This window comes from Rhodospirillales bacterium (genome assembly GCA_014323865.1).
Taxonomy (GTDB): domain Bacteria; phylum Pseudomonadota; class Alphaproteobacteria; order SP197; family SP197; genus SP197.
Window position 1 is genome coordinate 120,571 of record JACONG010000010.1, and the last position, 26,282, is coordinate 146,852.

At 64.2% G+C, this 26,282-nt stretch carries 20 protein-coding genes; 14 read left to right on the plus strand and 6 right to left on the minus strand.

Features of this window, described 5'->3' with window-relative positions; genetic code table 11:
* Positions 1–260 precede the first annotated feature (260 nt).
* The 7 genes from GDA49_04955 (at position 261) to GDA49_04985 (ending at position 10,451) form a co-directional block, all read left to right on the plus strand.
* Complete coding sequence (locus GDA49_04955; protein MBC6439755.1) at positions 261–1,274, plus strand: ABC transporter permease; 1,014 nt, start codon at positions 261–263, stop codon at positions 1,272–1,274.
* Positions 1,275–1,285: 11 nt separating this feature from the next.
* Complete coding sequence (locus GDA49_04960) at positions 1,286–2,209, plus strand: ABC transporter permease (GenBank protein MBC6439756.1); 924 nt, start codon at positions 1,286–1,288, stop codon at positions 2,207–2,209.
* Between the two features lie 4 nt (positions 2,210–2,213).
* Positions 2,214–4,298: an ABC transporter ATP-binding protein gene (locus GDA49_04965; protein MBC6439757.1), complete on the plus strand. Its 2,085-nt coding sequence runs from the start codon at positions 2,214–2,216 to the stop codon at positions 4,296–4,298.
* Between the two features lie 932 nt (positions 4,299–5,230).
* Positions 5,231–6,478 carry a sarcosine oxidase subunit beta family protein gene (locus GDA49_04970; protein ID MBC6439758.1) on the plus strand — a complete coding sequence of 416 codons (1,248 nt, stop codon included), beginning with the start codon at positions 5,231–5,233 and terminating at the stop codon, positions 6,476–6,478.
* A 13-nt stretch (positions 6,479–6,491) separates the two neighbouring features.
* Positions 6,492–6,785, plus strand: coding sequence for a sarcosine oxidase subunit delta (locus GDA49_04975; protein ID MBC6439759.1), 294 nt, complete (start codon positions 6,492–6,494; stop codon positions 6,783–6,785).
* Positions 6,782–9,787 carry a sarcosine oxidase subunit alpha family protein gene (locus GDA49_04980; GenBank protein ID MBC6439760.1) on the plus strand — a complete coding sequence of 1,002 codons (3,006 nt, stop codon included), beginning with the start codon at positions 6,782–6,784 and terminating at the stop codon, positions 9,785–9,787. The genes GDA49_04975 and GDA49_04980 overlap by 4 nt, the downstream gene beginning before the upstream one ends.
* On the plus strand, positions 9,780–10,451 hold the full coding sequence (locus GDA49_04985; protein MBC6439761.1) for a sarcosine oxidase subunit gamma: 672 nt from the start codon (positions 9,780–9,782) through the stop codon (positions 10,449–10,451). The genes GDA49_04980 and GDA49_04985 overlap by 8 nt, the downstream gene beginning before the upstream one ends.
* A gap of 193 nt (positions 10,452–10,644) precedes the next feature.
* On the opposite strand, the gene GDA49_04990 is transcribed toward GDA49_04985, so the two are convergent.
* The gene (locus tag GDA49_04990; protein ID MBC6439762.1) at positions 10,645–12,231 is read right to left on the minus strand and encodes a trimethylamine methyltransferase family protein; all 1,587 of its coding nucleotides are present in this window, start codon (positions 12,229–12,231) and stop codon (positions 10,645–10,647) included.
* A 491-nt stretch (positions 12,232–12,722) separates the two neighbouring features.
* Between GDA49_04990 and GDA49_04995 the strand changes: the two genes are divergently transcribed.
* The 4 genes from GDA49_04995 to GDA49_05010 all read left to right on the plus strand — a co-directional run bounded on the left by GDA49_04995 (position 12,723) and on the right by GDA49_05010 (position 17,839).
* Positions 12,723–13,340 carry a glutathione S-transferase family protein gene (locus GDA49_04995; protein ID MBC6439763.1) on the plus strand — a complete coding sequence of 206 codons (618 nt, stop codon included), beginning with the start codon at positions 12,723–12,725 and terminating at the stop codon, positions 13,338–13,340.
* Between the two features lie 276 nt (positions 13,341–13,616).
* Complete coding sequence (locus GDA49_05000; GenBank protein MBC6439764.1) at positions 13,617–16,052, plus strand: FAD-dependent oxidoreductase; 2,436 nt, start codon at positions 13,617–13,619, stop codon at positions 16,050–16,052.
* A gap of 255 nt (positions 16,053–16,307) precedes the next feature.
* Complete coding sequence (locus GDA49_05005) at positions 16,308–16,943, plus strand: DUF1007 family protein (protein ID MBC6439765.1); 636 nt, start codon at positions 16,308–16,310, stop codon at positions 16,941–16,943.
* Positions 16,922–17,839 (plus strand): sodium:proton antiporter, encoded by a 918-nt coding sequence (locus GDA49_05010; protein MBC6439766.1) that lies wholly within the window; start codon positions 16,922–16,924, stop codon positions 17,837–17,839. The genes GDA49_05005 and GDA49_05010 overlap by 22 nt, the downstream gene beginning before the upstream one ends.
* A 33-nt stretch (positions 17,840–17,872) precedes the next feature.
* On the opposite strand, the gene GDA49_05015 is transcribed toward GDA49_05010, so the two are convergent.
* Complete coding sequence (locus GDA49_05015) at positions 17,873–19,402, minus strand: trimethylamine methyltransferase family protein (protein MBC6439767.1); 1,530 nt, start codon at positions 19,400–19,402, stop codon at positions 17,873–17,875.
* A gap of 220 nt (positions 19,403–19,622) precedes the next feature.
* Between GDA49_05015 and GDA49_05020 the strand changes: the two genes are divergently transcribed.
* Entirely contained in the window at positions 19,623–20,780 is a 1,158-nt protein-coding gene (locus GDA49_05020; protein ID MBC6439768.1) for an aminopeptidase P family protein, read from the plus strand.
* 116 nt (positions 20,781–20,896) lie between these two features.
* The gene (locus tag GDA49_05025; GenBank protein MBC6439769.1) at positions 20,897–22,051 is read left to right on the plus strand and encodes an aminopeptidase P family protein; all 1,155 of its coding nucleotides are present in this window, start codon (positions 20,897–20,899) and stop codon (positions 22,049–22,051) included.
* 94 nt (positions 22,052–22,145) lie between these two features.
* On the opposite strand, the gene GDA49_05030 is transcribed toward GDA49_05025, so the two are convergent.
* From GDA49_05030 to GDA49_05045, 4 genes are all read right to left on the minus strand, one after another.
* On the minus strand, positions 22,146–22,814 hold the full coding sequence (locus GDA49_05030; protein MBC6439770.1) for a DNA methyltransferase: 669 nt from the start codon (positions 22,812–22,814) through the stop codon (positions 22,146–22,148).
* A gap of 132 nt (positions 22,815–22,946) precedes the next feature.
* Complete coding sequence (locus tag GDA49_05035) at positions 22,947–23,759, minus strand: PhnD/SsuA/transferrin family substrate-binding protein (GenBank protein MBC6439771.1); 813 nt, start codon at positions 23,757–23,759, stop codon at positions 22,947–22,949.
* A complete protein-coding gene (locus GDA49_05040) occupies positions 23,756–24,196 on the minus strand; it encodes a GFA family protein (protein MBC6439772.1) in 441 nt (146 codons plus the stop codon). The genes GDA49_05035 and GDA49_05040 overlap by 4 nt, the downstream gene beginning before the upstream one ends.
* Before the next feature lie 10 nt (positions 24,197–24,206).
* Complete coding sequence (locus GDA49_05045; GenBank protein MBC6439773.1) at positions 24,207–25,067, minus strand: helix-turn-helix transcriptional regulator; 861 nt, start codon at positions 25,065–25,067, stop codon at positions 24,207–24,209.
* Between the two features lie 160 nt (positions 25,068–25,227).
* Here GDA49_05045 and GDA49_05050 point away from each other — a divergent pair, with 160 nt between their 5' ends.
* A complete protein-coding gene (locus tag GDA49_05050) occupies positions 25,228–26,193 on the plus strand; it encodes a fatty acid desaturase (protein MBC6439774.1) in 966 nt (321 codons plus the stop codon).
* Positions 26,194–26,282 lie beyond the last annotated feature (89 nt).

Here is a 26,282-nt window from a genome sequence, read left to right on the forward strand (position 1 = left end):
ATCGGCAACCGAATCGATGGCACCCATGGTCGTTCCCCTGCATTGATCCTTGACTTCATGGCACTTTGGCGTGTCCAGCGGGCCACCGGACCGATGTTGACCAGATTGTGACTGTATGCGGTGAATTCGGAACACTTTTTGCCGTTGCGGCTATGGACTCGATGTCCGGCCATGGCCCAAGGTTGTCGACAACAGCCGAACGAAGAGCTGCAACAAGTGGCCGGTCGGCGGGGAACACAGGCTGAGGGAGCAACGGGGGTATGGTCGTCTTTATCCTCAAGCGGTTGCTGATGATGGCGGCCACCATGGTGGTGGCCTCGTTCATCGTCTTCGCGCTCATGGAATTCACACCGGGTAACGTGGCGAGCAAGACGCTCGGTCCGTACGCGACCCCGGAACAAAAAGACATTCTCTACGAGAAGCTGAATCTCGATGATCCGCTGCTCACACGCTACTTCCGGTGGGTCGGCGTGCTGGTGGGCGTGATCGCCGATCCGCTGCAGGATCCCGATCTGGGCCTGGGCTTCGACGATCCCCGTGGTGACCAGTACTTCGGGAATTTCGGCTATTCGCTGAAATACAAGGGTCCGGTCAACGACACGATCTGGCGACGGCTGGAGAACACGCTGATACTCGCAGGTATTGCCTTCGCCATCATCGTCCCGCTCTCTCTGGTCTTTGGTGTGCTGTCGGGGATGCGGGAGGGCAGCGCACTCGATCGAACGTTGTCGTACACCAGCATCACCCTGACCTCGATACCGGAGTTCGCATCGGCAGTGTTCTTATCGGCCGTCTTCGTGCTGATGCTGGGGTGGTTACCCGGTACATCGACCATGCAGAACTTCGATGAATGGTCATGGGCCTCGCAGATGATCATGCCGGTCGCTGTGCTTGTGCTCTACGACTTCGGCTACGTGGCGCGCATGGTGCGCGGCTCGATGGTCGAGGTCATGACCAGACCCTACATTCGAACCGCCATTCTGAAGGGTATTCCCTATCGCCAGGTAATCATGAAACACGCGCTGCGCAACGCGCTGATCGCGCCGTTCACGGTCATTCTGCTGCAGATTCCTTTCCTGATCACGGGCGTGGTCGTGACCGAGATCGCCTTCGGTTATCCGGGCTTCGGCAAGATGCTCCTGGAGTCGGCGACCTTCGGTGACATCACAATGGTGGAGGCTGCCACGTTGATCGCGGTGTTCATTGCCGTATCGACGCAGCTCATCGGTGACGTCGGGTACATGTACATCAACCCGCGTATCCGGTTCACCTGAGGGAGGCTGCCATGACGGATCAGACACAAGAACAGACTCCCCAGGTCGACGGCAACGCGCCCAAGAGCGCGGAACAGCCGGATCGCACAGGCTTCGCCAAGTTCATCTACAACATTGGCCTGCTGGGCGAATCCTGGTCGGCGATGATCGGCGTTGCAATCATCATCTTCTGGGTCTTTGTCGCCATCTTCGCCGATGTCATCACAGTCTTCGGCCCGCTCGAGAACGACTATCTTCATACGCTGAAGGAACCGTTTACCGAGGGTCCGCACTGGCTTGGCACCGATGAATTGGGTCGTGACCTTTGGTCGCGGCTGGCTTATGGCGCACGCAACACGCTGGTGATCGCGCCGGCGGCCATGATCTGCGCCTACTTCCTGGGCATCCTGATGGGCATGATGGCCGGTTACTACGGTGGCTGGGTCGACAATGTGATCAGCCGTATCAGCGACATCATCCTGTCGTTCCCGTTGATCATCCTCTTCATCATCATCATCTCGGTGTTCGGCGCTTCGGCGATCAACATCATCGTTGCGGTGACGCTTGCGGCGTCTCCAGGCATCGGCCGTATTGTCCGAGGCCTGACGCTCGATCTGCGCAATCTGGAGTATGTCTCCGCGGCGCAGATCAGGGGTGAGAAGAGCCTCTACATCATGGCCGTGGAATTGCTGCCGAACGCTCGGGGGCCGCTGATCGTCGATGCCTGTCTGCGCATGGGCTACACGGTCATCACGATCGGTATTCTCGGTTTCCTTGGTCTCGGCCTGCCGCCGCCCGAGCCTGACTGGGGTGGCATGGTTGCCGGAGCACGGACCTTCGTGACCGTGCCGGGCAAGGCCTATCTCGCGATCATTCCGTCGATCGCCGTCTCCAGCCTCGTTGTCGGCTTCAATCTGTTCGCCGACGGCCTGCGCGAAATCTCGACGAGGGACTGACGCCATGACCGATCAGACCAGCGACGACTACGTCCTCGAGATCGACAATATCGGGATCTCGTACTTCACCCGGATCGGCGAGATCCCGGCGGTGCCCGATTTCTCGCTCAGGCTGAAGCGCGGCGAGAGCTACGGCCTCGTCGGCGAGTCCGGTTGCGGCAAATCCACGGTTGCCATGGCGATCATGAACTACCTTGGCCGGAACGGCGGCATCGTGAAGGGCTCGATCAAATTCGAGGGCCGGGACATGTCGACCATGTCGCAGGAGGAGTTGCGGGACATTCGCGGCTCCAAGATCGCCATGGTCTACCAGGAACCGATGAGCGCGCTGAACCCCAGCCTGACCATCGGCACCCAGCTCAAGGAAGTGCTCGTCATCCACGAGGGACTCTCCGACAAACAGGCCTATGAGCGTTGTGTCCAGATGCTGCGCGACGTCAACATGCCCGACCCCGACAAGGTCATGGCGCGTTACCCGCACCAGATCTCGGGCGGTCAGCAGCAGCGTGTCGTCATCGCCATGGCGATGCTCTCGAACCCGTCGCTCCTCCTGCTCGACGAGCCCACCACGGCGCTCGACGTGACGGTCGAGGCGACGGTGATCGACCTGATCGCGAACCTGCGTGAGAAGTACAACACCACGCTGCTCTACATCAGCCACAATCTCGGTCTGATCGTGAAGGTCTGCGACCGGGTCGGCGTGATGTATTCGGGTTCGATGGTGGAAGAGGGCACGATCGACGAGCTCTTCAAGAAGACCCGTCATCCTTACACCTTCGGCCTCTTCGACTGCATCCCGACACTTGGGGCCGACAAGCACGCGCGCACGCTGGAGCCGATCCCCGGTCAGGTCTCGTTGCCGCATGAGCGGCCCCCGGGGTGTGCCTTCGGCCCGCGTTGCAAGTATTTCAAGCCGGGCGTGTGCGATCAGGGCGAGATTCCGATCGAACACCTGGATGGCAGCTCCACCCATCGCGCCCGGTGCCTGCGTGTGGACGAGATCGAACATGTCGCGTCCGAAGCCGGCAGCGAGGTCGACGTCTCCGAAGGTGAAGCCGTTCTCGACATCAACGAGATGAGCAAGTTCTACGAGATCTCGGACATGTCGCTTGCCGCGCTCTTCAAGGGCGAGAGCAAGCATTACGTGAAGGCAAACGAGAAGCTGAACTTCGAGGCCCAGCGCGGCCGCACGGTGGCAATTGTGGGTGAGTCCGGCTGCGGCAAGTCGACCTTCGCCAAGGTGCTGACCGGTCTCGAGACCGCGACCGACGGCGAAATCATGTTCGAAGGCACGAACATCGGCGTGATCCCGGCGCAGAAGCGTGACCCCAAGCTGATCCGTGCCTTGCAGATGGTCTTCCAGAACCCGGACGGCACACTCAACCCGAGCCATTCGGTCGGTCATTGCATCGGCCGCGTGATCAAGAAGTTCGGCATCGAGCAGGATCCCGGGAAGATCCGCGATCGCGTCGGCGACATGCTCGAGATCGTGCGCCTGCCGCGGGCCTTCATCACCCGCAAGCCGCGCCAGCTTTCGGGCGGGCAGAAGCAGCGTATCGCTGTGGCTCGCGCCTTCGCCGGCAACCCGAGCATGGTGATCGCCGACGAGCCGGTCTCCGCGCTCGACGTGTCGGTGCAGGCTGCCGTGATCAACCTGCTGAACGACGTGCAGAAGCAGTACAACACGACTCTGCTCTTCATCAGCCACGACCTTTCGGTCGTGCGTTTCATCTCCGATGAGATCGTCGTGATGTATCTCGGCCAGATCATGGAATCGGGTGCCGCCGACAAAATCTTCGATCCGCCGTATCACCCGTATACGGAGGCGCTGCTCTCGGCCGTGCCGATCCCGGATCCGGATATTGAGCAGAAGCGCATTCGTCTCGAAGGCGAGATGCCGTCGGTGCTGAACCCGCCGTCGGGCTGCCGCTTCTCGACCCGCTGTCCGCGCTATCTCGGCAAGCTTTGCGACGAGCAGGAACCGCCCAACCAGGATGTCGGCGACGGCCACGTCATCAAGTGCCACATCCCGCTGCGCGAGCTGGCCCAGGTCGAGCCCATCTTCCACCAGAAGGACGCGGCGGAGTAACGCCAAGCTTGTCGACCGCCCCGCTCCTCGCCTCGCGAGTCGGGCGGCGACAGGGTCGTGGCGCTGGACGTCGTCTGGGCGCAGCATTCCCATTCGTACTGGACCGCAAGTGTTTTCATCTGGTTTGCGAGAGAGGCCCCCAGGTTGTCCTCAAGCACGGCGATCAATGAGTCCCTGATCTCTTCGGCCGATCGATAGTCGTCGCCTTGCGGCACTTCGCGATCGGGATCGACGAAGGGGTCGGATGGCTGGCAGGTGCGGGCAAGATAGAGCGTCGACAGGGCTTCGACGGGTTTTTCCTGAGCCATGTACATGCCGCCTGCATAAGGCGCGTCCGAAGATCCGTGTCTCGCCAATCTTGAGAGCATGCGGAGTCCGATCTCCTGATCGATGGCGTTGGACCGGTAGGTCAGGCAGGTCAAGCCTCAGAACAGCGGAAGGAACGCGTTGCATGCAAGTCTTCGGCGATGACATTCTCAAGCCTTGTCACATCCACGCGGCCGTCGGCTCGGAGTTCATCGAGAACATTGCCTTCGGAACCCGGTGCGAGATAGTGGTCATCATGGGTGCATGGGACCTGGGCTCGTGCCGAAGCGAGCGACGCCGATAGCAGCATCAACAGCAGGGCCAGGACGGACGTGCGACGAGGCTGTCGCCAGCCGCCGAGAGCCTGGTTTGCCGGGCTGGCCGGTGGTCTGGTTGAATATCTGGAGTGTTCCTTTTGCCGTGACACGCGAGGGGAATGTCACTCCGGCCCGATACAACCGCTGGCACCCGGTGCATTCTCAATGTCGGCCTGACGCGGGTCGTTTTCCAACGCATTGCGTCGTTCACGGGACAAACGGGGTTGGCTACCCTCGTTAGCTTGCGCCGCCTTTTCGGCTGTGGTCGAAAGGTTCGTCTTCGTTGGGGCGATCGGCGTAGAAGCTGCCATGAAGTATTCGATCTTCAGCCTGCTCAGGCAGGCTCGCGACTATCACAAGAACTGGCCCCAGGCTTGGCGCAGTCCAGAGCCGAAGCCGGCCTATGATGTCATCATCATCGGTGGCGGCGGTCATGGTCTGGCGACGGCCTACTACCTTGCCAAGGAACACGGCATCACCAATGTCGCGGTCCTGGAGAAGGGCTGGCTGGGTGGCGGCAACACCGGCCGGAACACCACGATTGTCCGCTCCAACTATCTGTGGGACGAGAGCGCGTTCCTCTACGAGAAGTCGCTGCAGCTCTTCGAGGGCCTGAGCCAGGACCTGAACTACAACGTCATGTTCAGCGCGCGCGGCGTGATCAACCTGGCGCACAACGAGCACGACCTGAAGGAGCTGGCCCGGCGCGGCCATGCCTGCCGGCTGAACGGCATCGATTACGAGCTCGTCACGCCCGAACAGATCAAGGAAATCGCGCCGATCATCAACATCTCGAAGTCGATCCGCTATCCGGTGCTGGGCGGTGCCATGCAGCGCCGCGCGGGCAACGCGCGCCATGATGCTGTTGCCTGGGGTTTCGCGCGCCGCGCCGACGAGTACGGCATCGACATCATCCAGAACTGCGAGGTCACCGGGATCGATGTCGAGAACGGCAAGGTCGTCGGTGTAGAGACCACCAAGGGCCCAATCAAGGCCAACAAGGTCGGCGCCGTGCCGGCAGGCCACGCCTCGGTCGTCGGCCAGATGGCGGGTTTGCGGATGCCGGTCGAGAGCCACTGCCTCCAGGCCATGGTCTCGGAGCCGATCAAGCCGGTGCTCGACACCGTCATCATGTCGAACACCGTGCACGTCTACATCAGCCAGTCCGACAAGGGCGAACTGGTGCTCGGCGCCGGCATCGATGGCTTCAACAGCTACAGCCAGAACGGTGGCATCGACATCATCGAGCACCAGCTCGAGGGTCTGATCGAGCTCTACCCGATTGTCAGCCGCCTGCGCGTGATGCGCACCTGGGGCGGCATCGTCGACATCTGCCCGGATGCCAGCCCGATCATCTCGAAGACTCCGGTCGAGGGCTTCTACATGAACTGCGGCTGGGGTACCGGCGGCTTCAAGGCGACGCCGGGCTCGGGCTGGTCGTTCGCCCACACCATTGCGCAGGATCGCCCCCACAAGCTCAACGAGGCATTCGACCTCAAGCGCTTCGAGACCGGCTTCCTGATCGACGAGCACGGCGCTGCGGCCGTGGCGCACTAGGGGAGGAACGAGGATGCTTCTGATCACCTGCCCCTGGTGCGGCGAACGCGAGAGTTCCGAGTTCATCTGCGGCGGCGAGGGTCACATCGTACGGCCCGATCCCAGGACCGCGACCGATGAGGAGTGGGCCGACTATCTCTTCATGCGCAAGAACCCCAAGGGTGTGCACTTTGAGCGCTGGTTCCATGCGCATGGCTGCCGCCAGTGGTTTCACGTCGCGCGCGACACCGTGACCCATGAGATCCTCGCAGTATACGGCATCACCGAGAAGCCGCCCGCCCGCGACGGCGGGGAGAGCGACCGATGAGCCAGCCCTTCCGCAACAGCGACGGCGGCCATGTCGATCGCGGCCAGCGCGTCAACTTCACCTTCGACGGGCGGAGCTATACCGGTCATGGCGGTGATACGCTGGCCTCGGCCCTGCTGGCAAACGGCATCCGGCTCGTGGGCCGCAGCTTCAAGTATCATCGTCCGCGCGGCATCGTCTCCGCAGGCTCTGAAGAGCCCAACGCACTGATCCAGCTTGCGACCGACGCGCACACCGAGCCCAATATCCGCGCAACGCAGATCGAGCTCTACGACGGGCTCGTGGCGGAGAGCCAGAACCGCTGGCCGAGCCTCAATCTCGACGTCGGTGGCATCAACAATGTGCTGTCGAAAATCTTTCCGGCCGGCTTCTACTACAAGACCTTCATGTGGCCCGACGGCGCATGGATGTTCTATGAGAAGTTCATCCGCCGTGCGGCAGGCTTGGGCAGGGCGCCAACCGAGCCCGATCCCGACAGTTATGAGAAGCGCCGCACCCACTGCGACGTCCTCGTCGTCGGTGGCGGTCCGGCCGGCCTCGCGGCCGCGCACGCCGCCGGTGCCTCGGGTGCCCGGGTGATCCTGGCCGACGAACAGTCGGCGTTCGGTGGATCGCTGCTCTCCAGCCGCGCCGGGATCGGCGGCGAGCCTGCAGCCGAATGGGTCGCCGGCATGGTCAGGGACCTCGAGGCCATGCCCGAAGTCCGCTTGCTGTCGCGCACGACCGTCGCGGGTTACTACGATCATAACTTCCTGATGGCCGCCGAACGGCTGACCGACCACCAGCCGATCGGCGAACGCATCGGTCCGCGTCAGCGTGTCTGGAAGATCCGCGCCCGCCGGGTCGTGCTCGCGACCGGCGCGATCGAACGTCCGCTCGTCTTTGCCCAGAACGACCGGCCGGGCGTCATGCTCGCCGATTCGGTACGGACCTACGTCAACCGTTATGGCGTCAGGCCGGGCAATCGTGCTGTTGTTTTCACCAACAACGACAGCGCCTACCGCGCGGCGGCGGATGCGGCCGACGGCGGAATCCACGTTGTCGCCATCATTGACGTGCGTGCCAGGCCGGAAGGTGGTCCGGTGCGCGCCGCGCGTGACCGTGGCATCAAGGTGATTGCCCGGAGCGCGATCACGAACGTCACGGGTGCCAGGCAGGTTGCCGGTGTCGATGTCATGGCCCTGGGCGACGACGGCACCTCGGTCAGCGGTGCGGCCCGTTCGTTCGGCTGTGATCTCGTCATGATGTCGGGCGGCTGGAATCCCACGGTTCACCTGGCCTCGCAGTCAGGTGCCAGGATGCGCTGGGACGAGGGGCTGGCGAGCTTCGTTCCCGGTGTGCTGAAGCAGGCGCAGGCCAGCGTTGGTGCTGCGGGAGGCACGCTGTCTCTGGCGGGTTGCCTCGCGGAAGGTTCCGAGGCCGGCGCCGAGGCCGCGACATCGGCAGGCTTTCCCGTCGCGCCGATGGCTGTGCCGGATGTCGAGGCCGATGAGAGCGACGGGGTCCTCAATCTCGAGGCGATCTGGTCGGTGCCGACCGACCGCAAGGGCGCCAAGCGGTTCCACGACTTCCAGAACGACGTAACGGCGTCCGACATTGCACTGGCCCACCGCGAAAACTACGCCTCGATCGAGCACGTCAAGCGCTACACCACGACCGGCATGGGCACGGACCAGGGCAAGACCTCGAACGTCAACGGTCTTGCGATCCTGGCCGATCTCCGTGGTGAGCCGATCCCGCAGGTCGGTCACACGACGTTCCGGCCGATGTACACGCCCGTGACGATCGGTGCGCTGGCCGGCATCGACACCGGCTCCGAGCTGCTCGATCCCGTGCGCAAGACGCCGATGCACGGCTGGCACGAGAAGCATGGCGCCCGTTTCGAGGACGTCGGCGCCTGGAAGCGCCCGTATTGCTATCTGCGCGACGGCGAGACGGTGAAGCAGGCGGTCGATCGCGAAGTGCTTGCCGCACGTACGTCGGTCGCCATCCTCGATGCCTCGACGCTGGGCAAGATCGACATCCAGGGTCCTGACGCCGCCGGGTTCCTCGACCGCATCTACACCAACAGGTTCTCGACGCTGAAGGTGGGGTCCTGCCGCTACGGCCTGATGTGCAAGGACGACGGCATGGTGTTCGACGACGGTGTGACCGCGCGAATCGGCGAGAACCGGTTCCTCATGTCGACCACCACGGGGGGCGCTCCCAACGTGCTGAACTGGCTCGAGGAATGGCTCCAGACCGAGTGGACGGACCTCGAAGTCTATTGCACCTCGGTCACGACCCAGTGGGCCGCGATCGCCATCGCGGGACCCGACAGCCGCCGCCTTCTGAGCGAGCTGACCGCGATGGATCTCTCGAACGAGGCGTTCCCGTTCATGACCTGGCAGGATGGCGAGGTCGCAGGCATCGAGGGCCGCATCTTCCGCATCAGCTTCTCGGGCGAGACCGGCTTTGAGGTTCATGTGCCGTCGAGCTGCGCGCTCGCACTCTGGCGTGCGCTGATCACCGCGGGTGAGACGTACAACATCACGACCTATGGCACCGAGGCGATGCATGTGCTGCGCGCCGAGAAGGGTTTCATCATCGTCGGCCAGGATACTGACGGCACGACGACGCCCCACGACCTCGGCATGAGCTGGATCGTCTCCAGGAAGAAGGACGATTTCCTCGGCATGCGCGGGCTCTTGCGTCCCGACACCCTGCGCGAGGACCGCAAGCAGCTCGTCGGCCTGCTGACCGAGAACCCCAACGAGGTGATCCCCGAAGGCGCCCATATCTCGCCCGAACCCGCTGCCCAGGCACCGGTGCCCATGGAGGGCTGGGTGTCGTCGAGCTACTACAGCCCGAACTGCGGGCGCTCGATCGCCATGGCGCTGCTCAAGCGCGGGCACGAACGCATGGGCGAGCAGGTGGCGATCCCGCTCGAGAACAGGATCGTCAGAGCGAAGGTCGTGAAACCGGTCTTCTTCGACGAGGAGGGGGAGCGTCTCCGTGGCTGACAGCTATCTCCGCCAGAGCCCGCTGGCCCATCGCGCGCTCGACGCACGGGCGTCCGACGACACGGGTGCGGCCGCGCTGGTGCTCACCGAGCGGCGCTTCCTCGCCAAGATCAACATTCGCGGCAAGGCTGACGGTGCAACCGTGAGGCAGGCGGTCGGCGTGGAACTGCCGCCCGAGCCCAACACCGTGGCCGAGGGCAACAACCTCTGCGCGTTGTGGCTTGGGCCGGCCGAATGGCTGATCGTCGGTCCGGCAGGGGCGGAAGCGGCGATCGAAGAGAACCTGGTCGAAGCGCTCGCCGGCGCCAGTGCGTCGGTCGTCGATGTCACGGAGGGTCGCTCCACGATCCGCGTCAGCGGAGACATGGCCCGCGATGTGATTGCCATGGGCTGCCCGCTCGACCTGCATCCGCGTGCCTTCGGAACGGGACGCTGCGCTCAGAGCTTCATCAGCCGCAGCCCGGTCATCATCCACCAGGTGGCGGACAACGCTGTGTTCGACATCCACATCGAACGCAGCCAGACCGACTACCTCTGGACCTGGTTCGAGACCGGCGGCGGCCCCTACGGCGTGGCGGTGGTGCCCGAGCCCGGGACACCGACCTGGTGTCGTCCGGCCCGCTCCAGCGCCAGCGCCAAGGCTAGCGCCAAGGCCAGCGAATGACACCGGTTCCAACGAAGTGCGTGAATCCGCTCTGCATCCAAAGCCTCACAGCATGTTCCGTTCAGATTGATTCACTCTGAACGGGATATGCCCCGGCCCGGCCTCGGCCCCGATGAGACCGAAATGGAATGGTTCCTGGCCACCGGCTGCGGCCAGTGCGACGAGGCGCATGCCAGCTTCATGTGCCAGCTTCTCAGGTGAAGGCGTCGGGCATCGAGTCCTTCTTTCTGGTCATGAACGCGATCAGCGCTTCGTCGATGCCGGGATCGATGGAAGGTGCCTCGTAGTCGGCCAGCATCTCCTTCCAGAGCTTGTTGGCGCGCCTGGCGGCGTCCAGCGAGCCTTCCGACTCCCACTGCTCGAAGCTGTTGTTGTCGGCGATCGTCGAGCGATAAAAGGCGTTCTCGAAGTTGGCCTGGGTGTGGGCGCAGCCGAGGAAATGCGCACCCGGTCCGACCGTGCGGATGGCGTCCATGGCCTGGCCGTTCTCGGAGATGTCGACGCCGCCGGCCAGCACCTGCATCATGCCGATCTGGTCGGCATCCATGACGAACTTCTCGTAACCCGAGGCAAGGCCGCCTTCGAGCCAGCCCGCGGCATGCAGCACGAAGTTCACACCACCCATCAGGGTCGGCAGGATCGTCTGGGCACTCTCATAGGCCGCCTGGGCGTCGGGGATCTTCGAGCCGCACAGCGAACCGCCCGAACGGAACGGTACGCCCAGGCGGCGTGCAAGCTGGGCCGAGGCGAAGAGCACCAGGGCCGGTTCCGGCGTGCCGAAGGTCGGCGCGCCCGACTGCATCGAGATTGAGCTGCCGAAGGTGCCGAACACCACCGGTGCGCCCTTGCGGATCAGCTGTGTGGTCGCCATGCCGACGAGTGCCTCGGCAAACAGCTGGGCCACGGTGCCGGCCACCGTCACGGGGCTCATCGCGCCTGCCAGGATGAACGGGGAGACGACGCAGGCCTGGCCCGCGCCGGCATAGACCTTCATGGCCCCCAGCATGGTGCCGTCGAAGGTCATGGGCGAGTTGGCGTTGATCAGATTGATGATGCAGCAGCTGTTCTCGACCGTGTCCTCGCCGAGCACGATCTTTGCCATGTCGACGGTGTCCCGGGCGCGCTCGGGCGCTGTCACCGAACCCATGAACGGCTTGTCGCTGTAGCGCAGGTGGGCGTAGACCATGTCGAGGTGACGCTTGTTCACCGGGATGTCGACCGGCTCGCACACGGTGCCGCCCGAGTGGTGCATGGCGGGCGTCATGTAAGCCAGCTTCACGAAGTTGTTGAAGTCCTCGATCGTGGCGTAGCGCCGACCTTCATCAAGATTGCGGATGAAGGGCGGTCCGTAGACAGGAGCGAAGACGGTGGCACCGTCGCCGATCTTGACAGTGCGGTCGGGATTGCGTGCGACCTGCATGAAGTGCCTCGGTGCCGTCTTCAGCAGCTCGCGGGCCAGGCCACGCGGCACATGCAGTGTCTCGCCATCCCTGGCGACCTGGGCACCGGCGTCCTTCCACATCGCCACGATCTCGGGATCGTCCTTGATGGCGATGCCGACCTCTTCCATGATGGTTTCGGCGTTGTTCTCGATGATCTCCATGCCCTCTTCGGAGAGGACATCGAACACGGGCACTTTGCGCTGGATATAGGGCAGGGGCGTGGTGTCGAACTTCTGGCCGCGTTGCGCCCGTCGTGCGCCGCTGCCGCCCCGGTCGCCGCGTCCCCTGCGGCCCCGACGTCCGCCCCCTGCCTGGCCCTGATCCTGTTCGTCGCTCATCGAAAACTCCTGCGTTTTCGCGATTTGTGGCTGCTTATGACACGCGGTCGGGAGCCAAATCGGCCAGATTGCGCCGCAGATGCGGGCCATTTCGTCGTCTGCGGTCGGATTATCCGCCGGTTCCGGTTTGCCGCCCGTCTGTGGCTGGACCGGGGTTCCAGCCGGCAAGGCGAGGAACCGTGGCATGGCAGGCAACGTCTTCGTCGACGGATGGAAAGGACACACCCTGCTGGTGGGAGCGCGCAGCCAGGCCCGATTGGCCGGAGGCGACGCTGCCTGGCAAGGTCGATGTCGAGGACTTCCTTGCGGGCGAGCAGATCCGCTCCGGGATGCCATGACCGCGGATGTAATCCGATGACCGCGACCGGGTTTCTTGCGGCGCTGGGTTATGCCATTGACATGGTTCGCTCCTTGTCGCCAGACCTGTGGCGGCCATAACTGGGACCGACCACAAAAGAGCCCGGACAAGGACCCGGACAGGAGGAACAGCCATGTACCGTTTGATCCACGCCCGCGGCTCCGCCGCCTATGCGCCGCGTATCCTGCTCGAGGAGATCGGCGCGGAGTACGAGATGATCCAGACCGGCATCAAGTGGGGCGGCCCGCGTCATCCGGAGCTTCTCAAGCACAATCCCAACGGCTGGGTGCCGGTCCTGATCGACGGCGATGTCGCGATGCACGAGGCTTCGGCGATCTCGATCTACCTGACGGACAAACATCCGGAAGCGGGCCTTGCACCGGCGGTTGGCAACCCCGCGCGTGGGCCGTTCCTGACCTGGCTGGTCTACATGTCGAACACGCTGCAGATCGCCTACCAGATGACCTATTACCCGGCCCGCTACACCAAGGGCGAGGAGCACCATGCCGCCTCACGGGAGCGTTCCTGCGAACGGCTGCGCGAGATCTGGGGCTACATCGATGCCGCGCTCGAGGGCAGGACATGGTTTGTCGGTGAGCGTTTCAGCGCGGCCGACGTCCACCTCCACATGCTCACGACCTGGCTGAACACCGGCATGGGTCATCCCGCGCTTGCCGAGTTCCCGAACGCCAGGCGTATCGCCGACGCCGTGGCCGAGCGTCCGGCCGTGCAGATGGTGCACGCCTTCTAGTGCGTGAAGATGCTCTGCATCCGAAGCCTGAGAGCATCCTGAATCGCGCGCCGGGGGAATCGTCCGGATCGGAGGTTGCCCCTGGCCCCCCGGCCGGTTGCGTGCGGCGAACGTGCGGCGAATAATCCATGGCGGACGTCGCGAACGGTCCGGATGTCGTTTGCATGAAACTTCACTGTCCCGCTGCGCGCTAGTGAAGCGCCCTGCCATTTGTCGGGACAGATGTTGTCGGAACAGATGGCGACCGGGGAAGCCTTCGGCTGAGGGAGTGGCGCGATGAAGACCCATGCTCGTGTTGTCGTGATCGGTGGTGGTGTTGTCGGTGTCGGCACGCTCTACCACCTTGCCAGGAAGGGTTGGACCGATGTGGTCCTGGTCGAGCGCAAGGAGCTGACATCGGGCTCCACGTGGCATGCTGCCGGATTGCTGCCACTCTTCAACATGAGCTACTCGGTCGGCCAGGTACACAAGTATTCGGTGCGCTTCTATCAGGAGCTCCAGGAAGAGACCGGCATGGATGTCGGCTTCAGGAAGGTCTCCAACATCCGCCTCGCGACCAACCGCGACCGCATGGACGAGTACCATCAGTACGCCGGTGTGGCCGAGACCATCGGCGTCGAGGTCAATTTTCTCACGCCGGACGAGGTCGGGGAGGTCTGGCCGCTGTGCGACACCACCGGGCTGGTCGGTGCGATCCAGCATCCCGAAGACGGCTACATTCAGCCCGCCGATCTGACCCAGGCCCTTGCCGCCGGCGCGCGGAACCGGGGCGCCGAGATCGACCGTAACACCTGCGTCACCGGCATCGAGCGCACCTCGGGCGGCGAGTGGCTGGTCAGGACCGACAAGGGCGACATCACCTGCGAGCACATCGTGACCGCTTCGGGCAGCTTCGCCCGCGATGTCGGCGCAATGATGGGGCTCGAGGTTCCGGTCATTCCTGTCGAACACCAGTACATCGTCACCGACTCCCATCCCGCGATCGTCGCCCGCAAGGAGCAGGGCCTGCCCGAAATGGGCGTGCTGCGCGGTTCGGACGGCAGCTGGTACATGCGCGAGGAGCGCGGCGGCCTGATCCTCGGCCCCTACGAGGCCGGTGCGCCGGCCTGCTATGTCGACGGTCCTTCCGACGACATGGAATACGAACTCTTCCAGGAGGACATCGAGCGCCTGGCACCGCATATCGAGTCGGCGATCGAGCGGGTGCCGGCCTTCGGGGAGGTCGGCGTCAAGCAGGTCTACAACGGTGCGATCTGCTACACACCCGATGGCTCGCCCATTATCGGCCCGGCCTGGGACCTCCCGAACGTCTGGCTCAACGAAGGCCACAGCTTCGGCATCACCGCTGCCGGCGGTGCTGGCTGGCAGCTTGCCGAGTGGATGGTCGACGGCACGCCCACGATCGACATGCTGGGCGTCGACCCCCGCCGCTTCGGCGACTACTGCACCAGGTCCTTCCTCGTGAAGAAGAACGAGGAGGCCTACGCCAACGTCTTCACGATCCACTACCCCGACGAGGAGCGCGAAGCGGGCAGGCCGCTGCGCACCTTCCCGTGCCACGACCGGCTGAAAGAACTGGGGGCCGTCTTCGGCCAGACGTTCGGCTGGGAGCGGGCCAACTGGTTCGCGCCCGAGGGCACGCCACGGGAAGACGACTGGTCGTTCCGTCGCTCGGCCTGGTTCGAGCCCGTCGGCAACGAGGTCCGCAACACGCATGAGAACGTCGGCATGCTCGACATGTCGGCCTTCGCCAAGTGCCGTATCTCTGGCCCCGGTGCCGAGGACTTCCTCGACTCCATGATCGCCAACAAGCTGCCGAAGACCGTCGGCCGTGTCGGTCTCGTGCATTCGCTGACCGATCCCGGCGGTGTGCATTCCGAGTTCACGATCCGGCGCGAGGCGGCTGACAGCTTCTACATCGTCAGTGCGGGCGCCACGACACGCCTCGACCACGACTGGCTCAGGAAGCACATGCCGACCGACGGCTCGGTGCGCTTCGACGACCTGACCAACCGGATGGGCGTGCTGGTGATCGCGGGGCCGAAGTCCCGCGAACTGTTGCAGCGCATCACCCGCGATGATCTCTCCAACGAGGCCTTCAAGTGGCTTTCGGGACGCTGGATCGACGTCGGCCTCGCACCGTCGCTCGCGATCCGCATGAACTTCGTCGGCGAGCTCGGTTGGGAGCTTCACCACCCGGTCGAGTACCAGAACCATATCTTCGATGCCGTCATGGCCGCCGGCGAAGACCTCGGCATCAGGCCCTTCGGCATCCGTGCCATGGATTCGATGCGGCTCGAGAAGTCCTACAAGCTCGTCGGCCAGGAGATGTCGATCGAATACGCCGCCTTCGAGAGCGGGCTCGATCGGTTCGTCCATCTCAACAAGGGCGACTTCAAGGGCCGGCAGGGCCTGACCGCGTGGCAGCAGCGCGGTTTCCGGAATCGGTTCGTCACAATGGAGGTACACGACGTGACCGACGCCGACGCGCTGGGCAACAACCCGATCCGCAAGGACGGCAAGCTGGTCGGCCGCGCCACCTCCGGCGGCTATGGCTTCCGGATCGGCAAATCGATGGTGCTCGCCATGGTCCATCCCGACCAGGCGGCCGAGGGCAACGAACTCACGATCGACATTCTGGGTGAGACCAGGCGGGTGACGATCCTGCCGGAAAGCCCGTTCGATCCCGGAAACGAACGCCTGCGCGCCTGACCCCACCCGGTGTCATCGCGGCCACGCAAAACCGCAATCCCGTCACGTGATGGCGTTGCGGTTTCCGGGATGACCGCGCGGTGGTCTGTGCGGTGGTCTGGCCCTCGTCGGGCAGCACCATCGCCATCCGGCTCATGCCGAAGCCGGCTTCGCACGAAGGGGGCGAAACATCGAGCGGATCGCTTGAGGCCCGGCCCGCCCGACTCTCGCCCGATTATGAGACCATGATGCCCTCCAATCTGGTATGAGGATGCCATGATCCAACGTGCATATGCAGGTTTCATTGCCGGGCTTCTGCTGATCGCCATCGGGCGCGCTGAAGCGCATCCCCATGCCTGGATCGATCTCGTGAGTGCGCCTGTGTTCAACGATGCGGGAGAGATCACCGGCATCGAGCAGACATGGACCTTCGATATCTACTACTCGCTTTTCATCGTCGAGGAGCTGAAGGCCGAAGGGGGTGTCACGCAGGCCGGTCTTCAGGACGTGGCCGACGAGAACATGATGACCCTGGAGCCCTTCCGCTACTTCAACGATGTGCGCATCGGCTCTCATTCTCTGGCGCTCGGCATTGCGGAGGGTGCGGTGACGGGGATCGCGGGCGAACGGATCTGGATGCGTTTCACGGTTCCGCTTGAGCAGCCGATCGATCCTCGTGACGACGCCATTCGTTATGCCATCTTCGATCCGACCTACTTCGCCGAGATGTTGCATGTCGAGGGCGAACCGATCTCGCTCGCCGGTGGTGCGCCGTCCGGATGCGACACGGACCTGATCGCGCCGGAGCCGACGCCCGAGGCGGTCGGGTTGGTCGCCGCCCTCGACATCAATGCCACCGCTCCCGACAACTTGGGTGAATTGTTCGCCGAATGGATCGCAGTGGATTGCTGAACCCGCCCGCGCGGGTCTGGGGGATTGTCGCACTCGCCGGGACCCTGGCGGGCTGCCTTGTTGTCTGGCTGATTGCCGTCACGGGGCTGTGGGGCGATGCCGTTGTCTGGATTCAGGCTCGGCAAAGGGCATTCTTCGATGCCCTGACCGCAGCCATCCATGCGATCCGTGAGCAGGGCCGCGCCGCGGCGTGGACGCTGATCGCTGTGAGTTTCCTCTACGGCGTGTTCCATGCGGTCGGGCCCGGGCATGGCAAGGCGGTGCTGGCGACCTATCTGATGACCCAGCGCAGCGATCTGGCGCGGGGGCTCGGATTGTCGTCGATGTCGGCCATGTTCCAGGGACTGACGGCCATCGTCGCCGTTCAGGTGGCGGTGCTGATCCTTGAAATCCCCTTGCGGCAGGCACGCGGCCTGGCAACCGATCTCGAAACGGTCAGCTATGGCCTTGTCATGCTGATCGGCGTGGTCCTCTGCATCTCAGCCCTGCGGCGCATGAGAGGGAAGGGGCATCGCCACCATCACGGTTCGGTCGAAGCGGGCTGGGGGTGGCGCAAGCTGGTGGCTGTGGCCTTCACCATCGGCCTGCGCCCCTGCAGCGGCGCCATCCTTGTGCTCCTGCTCGCCTGTGCTATCGATCTGCGCTGGGCCGGCATCGGGGCCGCGATCGCCATGTCGGCGGGCACGGCACTCTCGCTCGGCATTCTTGCGTTGGTGACGCTGGTGTTTCGCGATCATGCGGCACAACTGGCCGAACGGCTCGGGCACAGCCACTCTCACAGCCATGGGCCGAACTGGACCGACTGGATCGCCCTTGCCGGCGGCGTTGTGATCCTGCTGCTCGGTCTGTCACTCCTCAGGACGGCGCTCGCCACACCACAACACCCCTTGTTCTGAGGCACCCCCTTGTTCTGAGCCGCCGCAGCTGATCTAGGCCGCCTTGCCGTGGATCGCTTCCTTGCGCTGGGCAACGTAGTCCCGCATCGCCTCCTCCCTGGCGGGGTCGAGCGGCGGTTTCTCGTAGTTCTTCAACATGCGCTTCCAGACGTCGTTGGCGCGTGTGGCGGTGTCCTTGGCGCCAGCCTCCGACCAGTTCTCGAAGTTGTTCCAGTCCGACACCAGCGGTGCGTAGAAGGCGTCCTCGTAGCGCGCCAGCGTATGTCGGGCGCCGAAATAGTGCCCGCCCGGCTGGACCTCGGCGATGGCGTCGAAGGCGAGGCTGTCGTCGTCGACCCGAATGCCTTCCAGATAGACCGCCATCATTTGCAGCATCTCGACGTCGATGATCAGCTTTTCGAAGTTGCCGACAAGGCCGCCTTCGAGCCAGCCCGCGGCGTGAAAGATGATGTTGGCGTGGCCCATGACTGCGGCCCAGAGCGACATCATGCTCTCATAGGCGGCTTGGGCATCGGGCGCATTCGATGCGTTTGTGTTCGATGAACGATAGGGCACCCCGTAGCGGCGGCAGAGCTGACCGGTCGCCTGGGTCGCCAGTGTGTATTCCGGCGTCCCGAAGGCCGGTGCGCCGGTCTTCATGTCAACATTGCTGGTGAAGCCGCCGTAGACCGCAGGCGCGCCGGGCCGGACGATCTGGATCAGCGCCAGGCCGAACAGCGCCTCGGCGTTCTGCTGAGCCAGCGCGCCCGCCACGGTGGCGGGCGCCATCGCGCCGGACAAGGTGAAGGGTGTGACGACCACGGGCTGGTTGGCACGGGTCAGCGTCAGAAGCCCCTGGGCCATGTTGGCGTCGAGCTGTCGCGGCGAGTTCGTGTTGATGCCGCCCGCTGTCACGACCTTCCGCTCCAGGTCGCTGTCGTTCATGCCATGGGCAATCTTGGCGAGTTCCAGGCCGTCGCGTGCCCTGCCGGCACCCAGAAGGCCCGATCCCACCACCTTGTCGGTCAGCGTGTAGGCCGCGAGCCCCTGATCGAGGTGGCGCGAGTCCTGATGAAGATCGAGCGGCGCGAACGATCCCGCACCGCTGATCTGGAGAATGTCGAACATCTGGATCAGGCGAATGAAATCACAGAGTTCGTTGAAAGTGCCGGCGCGTCGACCGCGGTCGAGATCGCTGGTGAAGGCAGGCCCGCCGACCGGTCCGAAGTTGATGACGTTGCCGCCGACCTCGATCGATTTTGCAGGATTGCGTGCGTGCTGTGTAAAATGTTCGGGTGTCGTCGTGATCCGTTCCTCCACGAGCCCGGGCTCCATGAAGACCATCTCGCCTGCCTCGTCGACCCGCGCACCGGCATCGCGCAGCAGGCTCCGCGTCTCCCCGCAGAGCACCTTCATGCCGAGTTCGTCGAGCACGCGCAGCGACGTGCGGTGGATCGCCTCGATCTGATCGGCGCGCAACGGTTCGATCGGCGGGAAGGGGTTCTCGACCTTGCGCCACGGCAGGGTGTTGAGCGCCCTGCGCTCGGTGCCCAGGTCCTTCCGCGTCCGGCGTTGTCGCGCCATGGCGTTGCTCCCGTTGAGTGTGTCTGAATGTTACTCCGATTTCCGATGCCTGCAAGGACAATTCGCATTGACAGCTTGTGCGCCAGACCGTCTCATGGCGTCGGTCTCAAATCGGCAGGTCTCCTCCATGAACGACATTCCCCTCGAAAGCATCCGCATGGCGCGCGATACGCGCGGCATTGCGCAGCACGATGCCGAGCCGCAGATCGATATCGTGCGGATGCGTGGCTACCGACTCGGCCGCGTGCAGCAGATGCTGCAGGAGAGGAACCTCGGCGGCGTCTTGCTCTACGACCCGATCAATGTGCGCTACGCCAACGGCTCGTCGAACATGCAGGTCTGGATCCTGCATAACCAGCACCGCTACTGCTGGGTACCCGCCACGGGCAAGACGGTGCTGTTCGACGATCCGCTCACCGTCCATCTGGCGGAGCATCTGGAGACCATCGCCGAGATCCGGCCGGCGCGGACATGGACCTATTTCGGTGCAGGCGACGACTATGAAAGTAAGGTCACCGTGTGGGCCGATGAACTGGCCGATGTGATCCGCGAGACCGCCGGCGGCGAGACGCGCGTGGCCGCAGACCACCTCGACCCCTCAGGCGCGAAGGCGCTGGAGGCCCGGGGTTTCACGATCCACAACGGCCAGGAAGTCATGGAGCGGGCCCGTTCGATCAAGTCCGATGACGAGATCCGGGCGATGCTGATTTCGATCTCCGTCTGCGAGGCCGGCATGGCGAAGATGCAGGAGGAGCTCAGGGCCGGCATCACCGAGAATCAGCTCTGGTCGAACCTCCATCAGGTCAACATCGCCATGGGTGGTGAGTGGATCGAAACCCGACTGCTGTCCTCGGGCGGGCGCACCAACCCGTGGTTTCGCGAATGCAGCGACCGGATCATCCGGGCGGGCGAACTGGTGGCCTTCGACACCGATATGATCGGTCCCTTCGGTTACTGTTCCGACATCAGCCGCACCTGGTTCTGCAAGCCTGGCCGCCCGACCGACGAGCAGAAGCGCCTTTACAACTACGCTTACGAGCAGATCCAGACGAACATCGACGAGATGCGCGCGGGGCGCACCTTCCGCGAGGTCGCCGAGACCTCCTGGCGGGTGCCCAACGAGTTCGTCGCCCGGCGCTACGGGGCGATGACCCACGGCGTGGGCCTTGCCGACGAATGGCCATATCTGACCTTCTCCGACAAGGCCGATACCTCAATGCCCGGCATGCTGGAAGCCGGCATGACCGTCTGTGTCGAGAGCTACATCGGGGCCGAGGACGGCAACGAGGGCGTCAAGCTGGAGGAGCAGGTCCTGGTCACCGGGGACGGTCCCCAGCGCCTGTCGACCTATCCTTACGAACACGAGCTCCTGAACTGAGAGCCGCCGTGTCCCGGCAAGACCTCGAAAGCATCGCTCCAGACAGCAACACACTGGCCCGCAACACACCGGGTCTTGCGCAGCACGACGCTGAACCGCAGATCGACATGAAGCGCATGCGTGCCTACCGGCTGGGCCGCATTCAGGAGCAGCTCGGGCGCCTCGATATCGGCGGCATCATCCTCTACGACCCGCTCAACATCCGCTACGCGACCGGCTCGTCCAACATGCAGGTCTGGTTCACCCACAACCCGATCCGCTACTGCTGGGTCCCGGTCGAAGGCGTGCCGGTGCTGTTCGACTATGCGAAGTCGATGCACCTCCATGGCCATCTGGAAACCATCCGCGAGGTCCGGCCGGCGATCGGCTACATTTACATGACCGCCTCCGAACGTATCGATGAGCGGGTCGCGCTCTGGGCAAGGGACATCGACGAGGTCATGCGCGGCGACAACGCGGGCAAGCGCATTGCCGCCGACCGTCTCGATTTCGAGGGTGCCAACGCCCTGCAGGCGATGGGTTACGAACTCCACAGCGGCACGCGCGTCACCGAGCTGGCGCGCGTCATCAAGTCCGACGACGAGGTCGCCGCCATGTGCATCGCGATCTCGGCCTGCGAGGCCGGCATGACGAAGATGCATGAGGAGCTCCGGCCCGGCATCACCGAGATCGAGCTCTGGTCGCATCTCCACCGGGTCAACATCGCGCTCGGCGGCGAATGGATCGAGACCCGGCTTCTGGCATCGGGCGGGCGCACGAACCCGTGGTTCCGCGAGGCGTCCAGCCGGATCATCCGGGCCGGCGAGCTGGTCGCCTTCGACACCGATCTCGTCGGACCGCTGGGCTACTGCGCCGATATCTCACGCACGTACTTCTGCGGGCCCGGGCGCCCGACCGACGAACAGAAGCGGCTCTACACCTATGCCTACGAGCAGGTGCAGCACAACATCGACATGCTGCAGCCCGGCATGACCTTCGTCGAGGCGGCCCAAAAGTCCTGGCGCATCCCCAACGAGTTCCACGCCCGCCGCTATGGCATCACCGCCCACGGCGTCGGCCTGGTCGACGAGTACCCGTCGATCGCCTTCACCGACAATGCCGATATGTCGTCGACCGGCATGCTGGAGACCGGCATGACGCTCTGCGTCGAAAGCTACATCGGTGCCGAGGACGGCAACGAAGGCGTGAAACTCGAAGAGCAGGTCCTGATCACCGACAAGGGTGCGGCACGGCTCTCGACCTTCCCTTACGAGGATGTGCTGCTGAACTGACTGCCTCGATTGTCATCCCGGCCGCCGTGGAGCGGAGAGCCGGGATCCCGACAGGCCCGCGCTGGCAGCCCCGCGATCCTCTCCAGGTCCCGGATCATCGGGCGGCGATGCTGTCGGGGTGGCGCTTGAGATTGGACGGCCATCGGCGGGTCTCAGCGCGGCCACCGTCGAACATGCCGGCCTCATCGCCCCATGCGTCCCATCCGGGCCGGGTCTGGCGGGCGAACATCTCAAGATAGGGGCCGTCGATCAGCCGTTCGATGCGGTCATAAACCTCATCCGGCTTGCGGCTGTGCTCGCGCCGGGGTGCGACCACAAGCTGGCGCACGTCACGGCCCTGGCGCTGCGGCTTGCCACGGGTTGCCAGCAGGCATTGTTCCGGGTTCGCCCGCGTCCAGTATCCCATCCCGGTGAAGAAATCCCGGTCGGTGTAGCTGCCCCTGCCGGTCGCCGACCGGTTCAGCTTCGCCCAGGTGAAGCCAACCGTCTTGTAGGTGAAGCCCCATGCCTCAATCAGGTCCAGCGCCCGGGGAAGGTGCGTGTCGGTCGTCCACATGAGCAGCGCCGCATCCGGGGCCGCCCATGACGCAACGGGGAGCGCTGCCAGGTCACGTTGTGACATGCAGCCGTAATGCGCCGTGGCGCTGCGACCCTCGCCCTTCCCGCTCCATGTGGCGAAGTGCCACGGCGGATCGGCGTAAATGACCGCGTAACGGCCCGCCTGGGGCGGGGTGCCCGCCCAGTGTGGCGTGTCAAGGACCATGAGGGTTATCCTTTGATTTATGCAATCAAGGAAACCCTATATCTTGTTGAGATTCAAGCATTTTCTGGTTTATCCTTAAATTACACAGATGTTGAGGTTCGTGCTTGTCCCCAGCCCAAGATGTCGTGGTCGTCAGGCCAGATCCGGGTATCCCAGAGCGGCTGCCTGTTGCTCCATTGCCTCGATCGTGTGGTAGACCGAGGCCGGCAGAAAGTTGAATCCGGCCAGCCGCACGGCCTTTCGGGCCTCGGCGACATCGGTGTTCCCGGACGCCTCGACCAGAGCCAGTTGCATCGCCTCGACCTCCTCGTCGCGCCGCCCGATATGGGTGACATAGGGCAGGTTCGGCGCGAGCGGGGTGGTGGTGAGCAGACGCGTGCCTGCAACCCGTTCGGGCATCGTGTCGCACCACAGTGCGTGGGACACGCAGTCGATGGCGCAGACGTCGGCCTCGCCCTCCGCCACCTTGCGCAGCGAGGCGTGGTGATGTCCCGTTTCGATCACCTTGCTGAAGAAGCGGCCGCCGCGGGCATGGGGCGCGACCGTGGCGCGCAGCGCGTTGAAACCGGATTGGGAGTCGAAGCCGTTCACCGCGGCGCGTTTGCCGCGCAGGTCCCCGATCGACGTCGCGGGGTCATCGTCACGGACCATGACAACGCTGCAGTACTGGTGACTCACGGTGTGCGGCGCGCTGTAGAAGGGGATCGCCACCAGCCGGACCTTGTCTGCGAAGTCGTGGGTCAGCGGATAGCCGCAGGTCTGGGAGAGCAACAGATCGGGCGACGACCAGTGATCGAACCGGTCCCCGAAGTCGCCGCGGTCGAGTGTGTCGGGCACATCGCGGAAGCCGTGACAGCGAAGCGCCGTGGCGATCGCCCGCCACCACGCATCGGTTGCCTCGCGCAGCGGTTCCAGATCGTACATGGGCAGGCTGGCGATGGTCATGCGTCTCGCCCGAACGAACTGCCTTCATGCCGGGTCAGGCCGTCGCAGATCTCGTACCAGTCCGGCTTGTCGGCGGTGAAGATGTGTTTCGCCAGCCTGAGGTTGGTCGGCTGATCGAGAGTGCCTGCCGAGACTGCGACGTAATCGGCAAAATCCGGCTTCCAGAACAGGCTCGATCCGCAATGCCGGCAGAAGCCGCGTTGCGCCGTGTCCGAAGCGCGAAACCAGGTCAGCCCCTCGTCCGTGTCGAATCCGAGCCGGTCCGTGTCGCAGGCGCTGTAAGCCGCGAAGTTGCCGTGCATCCGTTGGCACTGGCCGCAATGACAGGCGACCACCTCGCGCATAGCGCCTGTCACGGTGTAACGCACGGCACCGCACAGGCAGCCGCCAGTGTTGTTGGCCCCGTGGTTGTCCTCGTGGTGGGCATTGCCGGTCATGGTGGAAGCCTTATTCGTCCATCGTTGCCAGGAGATGTCGCGCCAGTCCCGGGATCTCCGGCGGCTGGACGACGGCCGACCGTATCAGGGAATCGAAGTGTTGCGTGAGTAGCCGAATATGGTCGGTGCTGTTGAAGACGAAATAGACCTCGCCCGTGTATAGCACCGCACGTTTGGGCCCGAAGATCGTCATCGGCGGTGCGTAACGCTCCAGAGCGTCGAAAAGAAACCAGCGCACCGTCGGATAGAGTTCGTCGGCCAGGGTTGCGATGGTTTCGAGCTGTTGATGCCGCGCCTCCGTCGGCAGGTCGCGCCAGATGCCCTCGCCGGCCGCAAACCCCTCCAGGGCATGGAGCGAACTGCAGATCTCCATATCGGTCTCGGGCCGGCGTGAGTAGGCAAGGTGGTCCTGGGCCGTGCGCACGGCGAGCTCCGGGCTCATGCCCTTGCTGGCGTTGTACTCGAACGCGTTGACCTGCCGGGTCTTCAGCAGATCGGGCAGGGTGGTCGGCACATAGCGCACCTTGTAGCCGGCCGCCTCGGCATGCCACGCGCGCAGCTTCCGGTTGGCCGGGTCCCACGCGTCGGTCGCGATCTCCAGCGGCGTGCCGATGATCGCGTCGTCTGCCTGCTCCTGCTGGCTCAGGCCGAGCAGCCAGTCGGCGCTGACCTGGCAGGTCTGCGCGATGGCCGCGACCGTGTCGGCGCGGGGCAGCCGGTCCTCCCGGGTGCTGAGAAGCTGCGACAGCGTCGAGCGATCGACGCCGATCTGCCGGGCGAAGGCGGCCTGGCTGCCGCCCTGCCGCTTGATGACTGCCATCAGGCGTTCGCGGAACACACGGGTGGCGTCGCGTCTGTCGTAGGGACGCATGGTTTACCACAATTGTTGATAAAAATGAACATACGATGTCTTTGGTGACAAAGCGATGCAAAATGTTTGCAGAGTCACATTGTCGCGAGGGCTTTGGTGTCGCTCCAATGACACCCGACGAAAATGACATGTGACGAACGGGGAGGCTTCGTTGGGGCGCATGACAATCCGAACCGACACCTTGCGAGCAGACACCCCGGCGCTGTGGCGTCGCTGGGAACTGCCCACCTGGGGCGTGATCCTTGTGATCTACGCCAGCTGGCTTGCGCTGACATGGTGGCACGCCGCCTTGCCGGCATGGCTCATCATTCCTGTCGCGGCAATTCTGCTGTGCTGGCACGGCCATCTGCAGCACGAGGTGCTCCACGGTCACCCCACGCGCATCACCTGGCTGAACGAGCTCCTGGTCTTCCCGCCGCTCGGCATGTGGTTTCCGTACGGGCTCTATCGTGACACACATCTTGCGCACCACATGGACTTCCATCTGACATGTCCGATCGACGATCCCGAGAGCTGCTACGTCACGCCCCGGCAGTGGGAGCGGATGGGTGCGTTCCGCAAGGCCGTGCTTCGGTTCAACAACACGGTCCTTGGCCGCTTATCGATCGGTCCGGCCCTTGCGACCGGCGCGCTCTGCGGCGACGCTGTCCGTCGCTTGGCGCAGGGTGACACCACCGATCTCAACAGCTGGGTCCTGCATGCCATCGGCTGTGCCCTGGTTCTGACCTGGCTCGTCGGCGTGGTGGGCTTTCCGCTCTGGCTCTACCTGCCCTGCATGTATCTCGGGGTTTCGCTGATCATGATGCGGTCCTATGCCGAGCATCGTCCGGCGGTCTCGGTCGATCACCGCATCTGTATCAACGAGGCCGAAGCGCCCATGGCCCTGCTCTTCCTCAACAACAACCTGCACGCGGTGCACCACGAACTGCCGGGTACCGCGTGGTACGAACTGCCGCGTATCTACCGCGAGAACCGGGACGCCTGGCTCGAAGCCAACGGCGGGTTTCTGTGGAAGGGCTACCGCGACATCGTCAGGCAGTTTCTCTTCGTGCCGAAGGACGAGCCTGTCCATCCGAACGTTCATCCGAATGTCGAAGAGCTGGCACCGGAGGCGCAGCACACCTGACCGCGGCACCGCCCTGGCTGATCCCGTCACCTTCCTGACCCTTCGCCTTGCGCTCGCCGTGGTGCCGCCTGCGCGGCTGTGGAGGCGTG